Origin of the sequence: Thermoactinomyces mirandus (assembly GCF_013868055.1) — a bacterium.
Classification (GTDB): domain Bacteria; phylum Bacillota; class Bacilli; order Thermoactinomycetales; family Thermoactinomycetaceae; genus Thermoactinomyces; species Thermoactinomyces mirandus.
Window position 1 is genome coordinate 1 of record NZ_JACEOL010000077.1, and the last position, 10,072, is coordinate 10,072.

The following is a 10,072-nucleotide window of genomic DNA, read 5'->3' on the forward strand; positions in this document are numbered from 1 at the left end:
TCTTTTGTCAACAGCCTCACCACGACTTGATTGTCGTGGTTTTCCTTGCCTGGCAGCGACCTACTCTCCCAAGGGTAACCCCAAGTACCATCGGCGCTGGAGGGCTTAACTTCCGTGTTCGGGATGGGAACGGGTGGATCCCCTCCGCTATTGCCACCAGACGGATATTATAATAACATACTGTTCAATGTTTTGGCAAGACCTTTTTTAAAAAACAAAATAAGAATTCCTTAAGAGAAGCGACTCCAAGGAATTCCTATGAGGAAAAGCTCCGTCATTTCACGAAAAAAGCGACAACCAGTGCCAATACCATAAACAATGTTGCCAATATGGTTGTCAGCCGGTTCAGCAATGCGTCCAAACCGCGTGCTTTTGCCTTACCCATCAGGTGTTCGGCACCACCGGCAATCGCCCCGGATAACCCGGCGCTTTTCCCGGATTGCAACAATACGACAACAATCAATCCAATACTGACAATCGCAAGGATCCACTTTGATACGAGTTCCACTTTATAAACCTCCTTGCACCACATTCACTGAATTGACTTTACCACATAAAAAGCCTCTTTTCAATAACAGACACCAGAGCTTGCAACAGGAAGCCCTGGTGTCCACCCCAAACCGTTCTTATTTTGAAGAGCGCAAATTGTAGAAAGCTGAACGTCCCAAATATTGAGCCGCAACAGAACCTAATTGGTCTTCAATGCGGATCAGTTGGTTGTATTTGGCTACCCGGTCAGTGCGGGAAGGTGCACCGGTTTTGATTTGGCCGGCACCGGTAGCGACAGCAATATCGGCAATGATTGTATCTTCCGATTCACCGGACCGATGTGAGATCACCGCCGTATATCCGGCACGTTTGGCCATTTCAATCGCATCAAACGTTTCGGTCAGTGTACCGATCTGGTTGACCTTGATCAGAATGGAATTGGCTACTCCCTTTTCGATTCCGTCACTCAGGCGCCTGGTATTGGTTACAAAGAGGTCGTCCCCGACCAATTGTACCTTGTCGCCCAAACGCTCGGTCATCTTTTTCCATCCATCCCAGTCGTCTTCTGCCAGACCGTCTTCGATGGAAACGATCGGATATTTGGTAATCAGCTCTTCATAAAAGGAGATCATTTCGTCTGTGGTACGGGTAAGATCTTCTCCGGCAAAATAGTATTTGCCATCTTTGTAGATTTCCGTAGAAGCGACATCAAGCGCCAGCATGACATCTGTTCCGGGTTTGTAACCCGCGCGTTCAATGGCCGTTACAATCGTGGCCAGAGCTTCTTCATTGGAACTCAAATTCGGTGCAAATCCGCCTTCATCCCCCACACCGGTGGCATATCCTTTTTCCTGCAGTACTTTTTTCAGGTTATGGAAAATTTCCGATCCCATCCGGACGGCTTCATGGATATCTCTCGCGCCAACAGGCATGATCATAAATTCCTGGATATCGACGTTGTTGTCAGCGTGTGCTCCGCCATTTAAGATATTCATCATCGGTACCGGCAGCACCTTGGAATTGAAGCCGCCGAGGTAAGAATACAAAGGCACGCCCAAAGCGTCAGCGGCTGCACGTGCCACAGCCATGGACACGCCGAGAATGGCATTGGCTCCCAAATTTTCTTTGTTTTCGGTGCCATCCAATTCAATCAGGGTCTTGTCAATGACTACCTGATCAAGGGCATCCATTCCCACGATTTGCGGTGCAATCACTTCGTTCACATTTTGGACTGCTTTGAGAACACCTTTGCCAAGGAAACGTTCTTTGTCCCCGTCACGGAGTTCGACTGCTTCATAAGCACCGGTAGAGGCTCCAGACGGAACAATGGCCCGTCCCATTGCTCCCGATTCAAGCACAACTTCTACTTCAACTGTCGGATTGCCGCGCGAATCCAACACTTCACGGCCGTAAACTTCAAGAATACTCGTCATCAATGATCCCTCGCTTTTTTATTCTGATTTGATCATGGATTTGCCTGTCATTTCTGCTGGTTGTTCAATGTTTAACAAATGAAGGATGGTCGGGGAAACATCAGCCAGAATTCCTTTTTCCCGCAACTTAAGTCCTTTTTTCGTAACAATGAACGGCACCGGGAATGTCGTGTGGGCCGTATATGAATTTCCATCGGAATCAATCACCATATCCGCATTTCCGTGGTCAGCGATAATAATGGCTGTTCCGCCTTTTTCCAAAGTCAGGTCAACCACTTTTCCCACACATTCATCCACTGCTTCCACGGCACGAATGGTTGGTTCCAGCTTCCCGGAATGGCCCACCATATCCGGATTGGCATAGTTGAGAATAATCACGTCATGGTTTTCGGCTTCGATCTCTTTTAAAAGAGCTTCCGTCACCTCATAAGCGCTCATTTCCGGTTTCAGATCATAGGTGGCCACTTTGGGGGAGTTGACCAGAATCCGTTTTTCTCCCGGGAATGTTTCTTCGCGTCCGCCATTAAAAAAGAAGGTGACATGCGGATATTTTTCTGTTTCTGCAATGCGCAACTGTTTCAACTGATGCTTGCTGACGATTTCCCCAAGAGTATCGTGCAGTTCCGACGGATTATAGGCGATATCCCCGTTCACCGTATCGCTGTAATGCGTCAGGCAAACGTAATTCAAATCTTCCGGTTTACCGGGTCCGCGGTCAAATCCGCCAAAATTCTCATCGGTAAATGCCAGTGAAATTTGGATGGCCCTGTCGGGACGGAAATTATAGAAAATGATGCTGTCATGATCCCGGATTCTTCCGACAGGTTTATGATTGTCGTCCACAATCACCGTCGGTACGACAAATTCATCAAAAACCTCCTGATCGTAGGAATCCTGGATCGCCTTGACCGGATCGCGATGTGTCGGACCTTCGCCATAAACCATGGCCCGGTAGGATTTTTCCGTGCGTTCCCACCGCTTGTCACGATCCATCGCATAATAACGCCCTTGTACCGTGGCGATTTTTCCGACTCCTGTTTCATCCAGTTTGGCCTGCAGCTGCTTCATGTAATTAATCCCGCTATCCGGCGGCACGTCACGCCCATCCATGAATGCATGCACATAAACTTCATTCACTTTTTCCCTGGCAGCCAGTTTCAACAGGGCAAACAAATGGTCGATATGGCTGTGCACACCGCCATCGGACAATAAACCATATAAATGAAGACGACTGTTGTTTCTTTTTACATGATCGATCGCTTTCAGAAAGACATCATTTTCAAAGAAACTTCCATCCTCGATTGCTTTGCTGACACGGGTCAAATCCTGGTATACAATTCGGCCCGCGCCAATATTTAAATGCCCCACTTCGGAATTTCCCATTTGACCGTCAGGAAGGCCGACGGACTCGCCGCTTGCTCCCAGGGTCGCATGAGGATATTCGTTCCAGTAACGGTCAAGGTTGGGCGTATTTGCCTGCCTGATTGCGTTTCCTTCCCGTTCTTCCCGAAGTGCAAAACCATCCAGAATACATAAAAGCAAAGGTTTCGGACGACTCAACTGTTTCCACCTGCACTCGCTGCTTTCACCAACGCGGCAAAAGAATCTGGCTTCAAACTGGCTCCTCCCACCAGGGCACCATCAATATCAGGCTGTTCCATAAAAGAGGCGATGTTTTCCGGTTTTACACTTCCGCCGTATTGAATCCGAACTTCATCCGCAACAGACTGGTCAAACAGACCGGCAACTGTCTTCCGGATGAGGCTGCATACTTCTTCCGCATCTTGTGCAGTTGAAGCTTTTCCCGTTCCAATCGCCCAAACCGGTTCATAGGCAATGATCGTCTTTTTCATCTCTTGTGAAGAAAGCCCCTGGAAGGCTGCTTTTACCTGAGAAGTGACAACTTCCCCGGTTTGTCCTTTTTCTCTTTCTTCCAATACTTCCCCGACACAGACAATCGGTGTGAAGCCATGGGCATGGGCCGCCTTTGTTTTCTTATTGACGGACTCATCCGTTTCATTATAATAGGTGCGCCGTTCAGAGTGGCCAATAATGACGTAACTCACCCCAACCTCTTGCAACATGGGCATGCTGATTTCGCCTGTAAAAGCCCCTTGTTCTTCATAATGGGCATTCTGTGCGCCAATCCCGATTCCGGTTTCTCTTGTTTCTTCAACCATCGCAGGCAGCGCCAAAAATGGTGCACACAAAACCGTCTCAACATCTGAAGGAAGCTGAATTTCTTTCAGTTCTTTTACAAACCCCAATGCATTACTGACAGTTTTGTGCATTTTCCAGTTTCCGGCAATAACTGGTTTCCGCATCAAAGCAACCTCCCACTATTTATTTTGTAACACCGCAACTCCCGGCAATTCTTTTCCTTCCAGGAATTCCAGGGATGCACCTCCACCCGTTGAGATATGATCCACTTCGTCGGCAAGTCCGGACTTTTTGATCGCTGCGGCCGAATCCCCGCCGCCGATGATCGACGTGGCTTCACTTTTGGCCACCGCTTCCGCGACTGCATTGGTGCCAACAGCAAACCGGTCATATTCGAATACACCCATCGGTCCGTTCCAGATTACCAGTTTGGAAGCTTTCACAACATCGCTGAACAGTTCTCTCGTTTTCGGTCCGATATCCAAGGCTTCCATGTCAGACGGGATCTGGTCGATATCCACCGTTTTCACCACGGAAGGATCGGGGCCAAATTCATTGACAACCACAACATCAATGGGCAAGTACATCCGAACTCCTTTTTCTTCGGCCTTTTTCATAAACTCCTTGGCCAATTCAACCTTTTCCGCCTCAAACAGCGATTTTCCAATTTCATACCCTTTTGCATGGACAAATGTATAAGCAAGGCCACCGCCAATAATCAGGTGGTCCACTTTATCCAGCAGGTTTTCAATCACGCCGATTTTATCCTTTACTTTCGCTCCGCCAATAATCGCGGTAAAAGGACGCTCCGGATCGGACAGGGCACGGCCAAGTGTTTCAATTTCCTTTTGCATCAGAAATCCTGCCACAGCCGGCAAAAATTCTGCTACTCCGGCCGTTGACGCGTGTGCACGGTGAGCCGCACCAAATGCATCATTTACATACAAATCGGCCAACCTGGAAAATGCCTTGGCCAAATCGGGATCGTTTTTCTCTTCACCGGGATGAAAACGTACATTTTCCAGCAACAATACTTCTCCATTTTTTAAGGAAGAAACTTTTTCCTCCACTTCAGAACCTGTTACTTCATCCACTTTCAGGACAGGTTGATGCAAGTATTCAGAAAGACGTTCGGCAACCGGGGTCAGGCGGAACTTTTCGACGACTTTTCCTTTTGGCCGTCCAAGATGGCTGGCCAATATGACCCTGGCACCTTGCTCCACCAGGTACTGAATGGTGGGGAGGGCTGCGCGAATGCGTGTATCATCCGTGATTTTTCCCTCTTCGATCGGTACATTAAAATCAACGCGGCAAAATACACGTTTGCCGTGCACATCTACATCTCTTACTGATTTCTTGTTCAAGGCGGTCCCCTCCTTTATGCACCTGTGCATGAGAAAGAGGAGATCCCTCTCCTCTTTCCAGGTTCCCAATTCCGAAGTCAGTATAGCATATATTTTTAATTAGTATAACTTAATTAAACGAAAACTTATAAACCCTTGCTGGCAATATATTTTGCCAAATCAACCACACGGTTGGAATAACCCCATTCGTTATCATACCAGGAAACAACTTTAACGAGGTTTCCTTCCATAACCATTGTAGACAGGGCATCAATGGTGGAAGAATGAGGATCTCCGTTGTAGTCGACAGAAACAAGCGGTTCTTCCGAATAGTTAAGAATTCCTTTCAGTTCCCCTTCTGCAGCCTGGCGCATAGCTTCATTGACTTCTTCTGCAGTTACGTCTTTTTCCACTTCAGCGACCAAATCAACAACGGACACGTTTTTCGTAGGCACACGCATGGCAAATCCGTTCAATTTTCCTTTCAGGTCAGGAAGCACCAATGAAACGGCTTTAGCTGCACCCGTTGTAGTAGGAATAATGGATTGGCCTGCTGCGCGCGCACGGCGCAAATCTTTATGGGGGAGATCAAGAATTTGCTGGTCATTGGTATAAGCATGGACGGTTGTCATCAATCCACGGCGAATGCCGAATTTCTCATGCAGAACTTTGGCAAACGGAGCCAGGCAGTTGGTAGTACAGGATGCATTGGAAATGACGTGATGGGAGGATGCATCATATTTTTCATGGTTTACACCCATGACGATCGTGATGTCCTCACCTTTGGCAGGCGCAGAAATAATCACTTTTTTCGCTCCGCCAACCAGGTGTTTTGCGGCATCGTCACGTTTGGTGAAACGTCCGGTTGATTCAATCACAATATCTACACCATAGTCAGCCCATTTGATTTGTTCCGGATCACGTTCGGCGAGAACTTTTATTTCCCGTCCGTTTACAAGAATGCCATTTTCAGAAGCAGAAACTTCTCCATCAAATTTTCCGTGTACAGAATCATATTTCAGAAGATGAGCCAGTGTTTTTGAATCGGTCAAATCATTAACCGCGACAACTTCCAATTCAGGAGTATTTATCATTGCCCGAAACACATTGCGTCCAATTCGTCCAAAGCCGTTAATCCCAACTTTCACTTTGTTCATGATCAATTTCCTCCTCATAATTTACAGGTATTATCACCAATCAGGAAATGTATCATTCCGGGTGAAGAGATTGTATTTTCAAGATTGCTTTTGCGGCTCCCTCATCAGTAATCAAGGTATCTTGGGACACTTTACTGCAAATCGCCAGGATGGCTTCAGCTTTGCTTGCTCCCCCTGCCACTGCGACCAGTTTTTGCGCTTTTGCCAAATCATTCAGCTTCAATCCAAGTGATTGCACACGATTTACGATTTCACCGTTTCTGTTGATGTAATAGCCAAATGATTCCCCGACCGCTTTTTCCTGATCCAGTTTTTTGATTACAGAAGCATTTGATTTGCGGCGGACCGCCATGGTTTTGGCATCCCCGATCCCATGCACAACGATGCGGGCTCGCTTCAGGTACTCCATTACTTCCTGGATGTTCGGTTCCCGCAACAGCATTTCGTATGCTTCATCACTCACCTGTTCCGGAACATGCATCAGACGGTACTTGCCTTTGGTGTTCTTGGCCATCAATGAAGCAATGTAGTTGGCTTCCAGTTCAACCGACTCTCCAACCCCTCCGCGGGCAGGAATGAACGTTGTCTGTTTCAAAGCAGAGGTCGGCTTCATCATTTCAGCAACGGCCAGCATCGTGCTTCCGCCGGATACTGCCACAATCTGATCGGGTTCGGCAATTTCACGCAGGAAACGTGCAGCAGCTCTTCCTATTTCTTTTTTCACCAGTTCAGAGTGATCAGCATCACCAGGAACAATGACCACGTTTTTCAGATTTAAAGCAGCGCGCAGTTCAGCTTCCAAATGATTTATCCCAAAAATCTCTTTCATCATGGGTTCCAGGTCTGTCAGCAAACGGAACCCGTTTTCCGTCAATCGCATGCCTCTGGAATCGACAGCCACCAGATCCTGGGTACGCAAAAAATCAACTTCTGTTCTGAGCGTCCGTTCAGTCGTATCCAACGCATTGGTAAGACTGCGTCTCCCAACCGGCTGCATTAACTGGATATGCCGAAGAATCTCGTACCGCTTACGCATAACTTGTAAAAGATCAGGCAATAATTGCTTTTGTAAATGCAAAATTTTTTTCATCAGCCACCCCCCTTGGGACGTTTAATGTCCCATGTAGTAAAAAATGTCCCAACTCATCCAAAAAAAATCCCTATTCAGGGTTCTTCTTTATTGTAGCTTAAAGAAATACAGTTTGACAAGTTCCTCTCTATTTTATTGAAAATTCACGGAAAACGCTTACGTTTGGTTGATGAGGCGATCCCAAGTTCGTCCCGGTATTTTGCCACTGTCCGTCGGGAAATGCGAATCCCTTCTTCTCTTAACCGATCTGCAATTTTCTGGTCAGACAGTGGATTTTTTTTGTTTTCCTGATCGATCATTTGTTGGATCTTTTTCTGTACCGTGCCCTGTGCCAGGTTAATCCCCATTTCTGTCTGCAAACCGGAGGGAAAGAAAAACCGGAATGGAAACAATCCATTTGGCGTTTGCATATATTTATGTTGCGTGGCACGGCTGACGGTTGACTCGTGGAGATTCACTTCCTCGGCAATCTGCTTTAATGTAAGCGGCTTGAGGTGATCGACACCCCGTTCAAAGAAATCACGCTGCCTGGAAACAATGGCTTGAGCCACCCGATAAATGGTGTCCCGCCGCTGTTCAATTCCCTTGACCAGCCATAAGGCAGACTGGATCCAGTTTTTCAGGTACCGGGCAACCTCCTCCCCGAGCTGTTCTTTTTGTTTGAGCAGCTGCTGGTAATGGCGATTGACAGTCAGTGCAGGCGTATCCCGCTCATTCAATAACACGACATATTCACCATCTATTTTTTCTACATGAACATCCGGATATACATAGTTGGGAGGGGCACTGTTAAATTGAAGCCCCGGTTTCGGATTGCAGGTTTTTATCTCTTCCACTGCCGCAAGCACTTCCCTCACTTCAATCTGAAGGGTATCGGCAATTTTGCGCCATTTGGCATCGGCCACATCGTGCAGGTAATTGCGGGCGACAAGAATCGCAGTCTCGTTAACCGGTTCAGACTTGCGCAATTGCAGTTCAACGCATTCCTCCAGCGACCTTGCCCCTACTCCGGACGGTTCCATGGATTGAATGATTTTCAGAGAGTCTGCAAACATTTCTTCTGTAATCAGCAAACGCTTACAGACTTCGCTCGAATCCAGATCAAGATAGCCTCTCTCATCCAGGTTGTGAATCAAATACAGACAAACTTTCCGTTGCAAAGCAGTCAAATCGAACTCATAGAGCTGCGATTCCAGCTCATCCGCAAGTGTTCCTCCCTCCGCCAAATACAACTCAAAGGATTGATGATCCGCGTCATGATTCCCGATCCCGGTCCAGTTCCGCTCCCGGGGAAGGTCGCGTATATATTGAGCCCATCTTTCCAATTCCTGTTGTTCCCTGTCTGGCTCCGACAGGCTCAAGACCGGATTTTCCTCCATTTGCTCTTCAATATACTTTTGTAAATCTGTTGCGGAGTACTGTAAAATTTGAATGGCTTGACGCAGTTCCGGCGTCATTACCATCTTCATCCGTTGTTCCTGTACCAGGCCAAAACCCATGTGTAGAGCCATTCGCAGTTATTCACCCCCGCCCAATTTTTTGCGCACTGAAAAGATTGTTTTTTTTAAATAAGCAAAGTTTTCATCAATGATTCCTGTTAAATATATTTTAACACAATATAAGCATCTTCTTTTTGCTCTTTTTTACCACATCACAAGGAACCTCCTTGACCATTAGATATGTACAAAAAGACCGCCCAACATTCGGACGGCCAAAAACGGAAAGGAAAAATTCGAAAGCAAGGGATAGCAAACCTGGAAGCGTAATGAAGAGACAATGCCATCGCATCCCCTCATTGATTATTATAAGCCAGGAACTTATTTTGGTATTTTCTCGCCCATCACAGGTTTGAACTGTGCCAGACAGGATATGACCAATTTGTTTAAAATCTTTTGCCACTCTCATTTACCCGCCAAAAAAATATAAAACGAAAGTTCCGGGTATTTATGATCTATGTACGCTTTCTCAACTGTGTACCCGGATTCAATAATGCAGTTTTCGAATTGTCCTGGAGAATGGTATCTTGCAAAGTCCATGTAAAGGATACGTCCATCCTTTTTAGCCAAATTAAAACACTGGTTTAGTATAGCGTCATAAACTCCGGATTCCTTTACTGTTGATCCAATAATTGTAACAATATCGAACTGTTCATTGTCCAAACTTGAGAACAGCACTTCTTCGCAGATAACTTTCGATGGATTGGGATGGTTTTCTTTTGAACGTACAAATAATGCTAAATAACCGGTAAATAACTACGGAACCGCATATGTTATGTTTATTAGCGGTAAGTACTTAATAACGTTATTAAAAACGTTTATAAAAGATTAAGTAAATAAGCTTTGCTTATTTAGAGGCTGTTGACAAAAGAAGGCCAACAGCCTTTTTTGTTGAATTAAAATA

The 10,072-nt window shown here is 46.3% G+C and carries 8 protein-coding genes and 1 rRNA gene; all 9 read right to left on the bottom strand.

Features of this window, described 5'->3' with window-relative positions; all coding sequences use genetic code 11:
- Positions 1-47: 47 nt before the first annotated feature.
- Positions 48-161, bottom strand: a 5S ribosomal RNA gene (gene rrf / locus H2C83_RS16870).
- Between the two features lie 113 nt (positions 162-274).
- Entirely contained in the window at positions 275-508 is a 234-nt protein-coding gene (gene secG / locus H2C83_RS16875) for a preprotein translocase subunit SecG (protein WP_181742349.1), read from the bottom strand.
- Positions 509-626: 118 nt separating this feature from the next.
- Positions 627-1,922: a phosphopyruvate hydratase gene (gene eno / locus H2C83_RS16880; protein WP_181742350.1), complete on the bottom strand. Its 1,296-nt coding sequence runs from the start codon at positions 1,920-1,922 to the stop codon at positions 627-629.
- Between the two features lie 18 nt (positions 1,923-1,940).
- Positions 1,941-3,482: a 2,3-bisphosphoglycerate-independent phosphoglycerate mutase gene (gene gpmI / locus H2C83_RS16885; RefSeq protein WP_181742351.1), complete on the bottom strand. Its 1,542-nt coding sequence runs from the start codon at positions 3,480-3,482 to the stop codon at positions 1,941-1,943.
- Positions 3,479-4,246, bottom strand: a complete 768-nt coding sequence (gene tpiA, locus H2C83_RS16890) for a triose-phosphate isomerase (protein ID WP_181742352.1) — start codon at positions 4,244-4,246, stop codon at positions 3,479-3,481. The genes gpmI and tpiA overlap by 4 nt, the downstream gene beginning before the upstream one ends.
- A 15-nt stretch (positions 4,247-4,261) precedes the next feature.
- Positions 4,262-5,446, bottom strand: coding sequence for a phosphoglycerate kinase (locus H2C83_RS16895; RefSeq protein ID WP_181742353.1), 1,185 nt, complete (start codon positions 5,444-5,446; stop codon positions 4,262-4,264).
- 125 nt (positions 5,447-5,571) lie between these two features.
- Positions 5,572-6,582, bottom strand: coding sequence for a glyceraldehyde-3-phosphate dehydrogenase (locus H2C83_RS16900; protein ID WP_181742354.1), 1,011 nt, complete (start codon positions 6,580-6,582; stop codon positions 5,572-5,574).
- A 52-nt stretch (positions 6,583-6,634) separates the two neighbouring features.
- Positions 6,635-7,672 carry a sugar-binding transcriptional regulator gene (locus H2C83_RS16905; protein ID WP_181742355.1) on the bottom strand — a complete coding sequence of 346 codons (1,038 nt, stop codon included), beginning with the start codon at positions 7,670-7,672 and terminating at the stop codon, positions 6,635-6,637.
- A 143-nt stretch (positions 7,673-7,815) separates the two neighbouring features.
- Entirely contained in the window at positions 7,816-9,183 is a 1,368-nt protein-coding gene (rpoN, locus tag H2C83_RS16910) for an RNA polymerase factor sigma-54 (protein ID WP_181742356.1), read from the bottom strand.
- Positions 9,184-10,072: the final 889 nt, after the last annotated feature.

Excerpts from the sequence above, each read along its gene's own strand:
- rpoN (WP_181742356.1), bottom strand. The coding sequence starts at position 9,183 with ATGGCTCTACACATGGGTTTTGGCCTGGTACAGGAACAACGGATGAAG.
- eno (WP_181742350.1), bottom strand. The coding sequence starts at position 1,922 with ATGACGAGTATTCTTGAAGTTTACGGCCGTGAAGTGTTGGATTCGCGC.
- tpiA (WP_181742352.1), bottom strand. The coding sequence starts at position 4,246 with ATGCGGAAACCAGTTATTGCCGGAAACTGGAAAATGCACAAAACTGTC.
- H2C83_RS16905 (WP_181742355.1), bottom strand. The coding sequence starts at position 7,672 with ATGAAAAAAATTTTGCATTTACAAAAGCAATTATTGCCTGATCTTTTA.
- H2C83_RS16900 (WP_181742354.1), bottom strand. The coding sequence starts at position 6,582 with ATGAACAAAGTGAAAGTTGGGATTAACGGCTTTGGACGAATTGGACGC.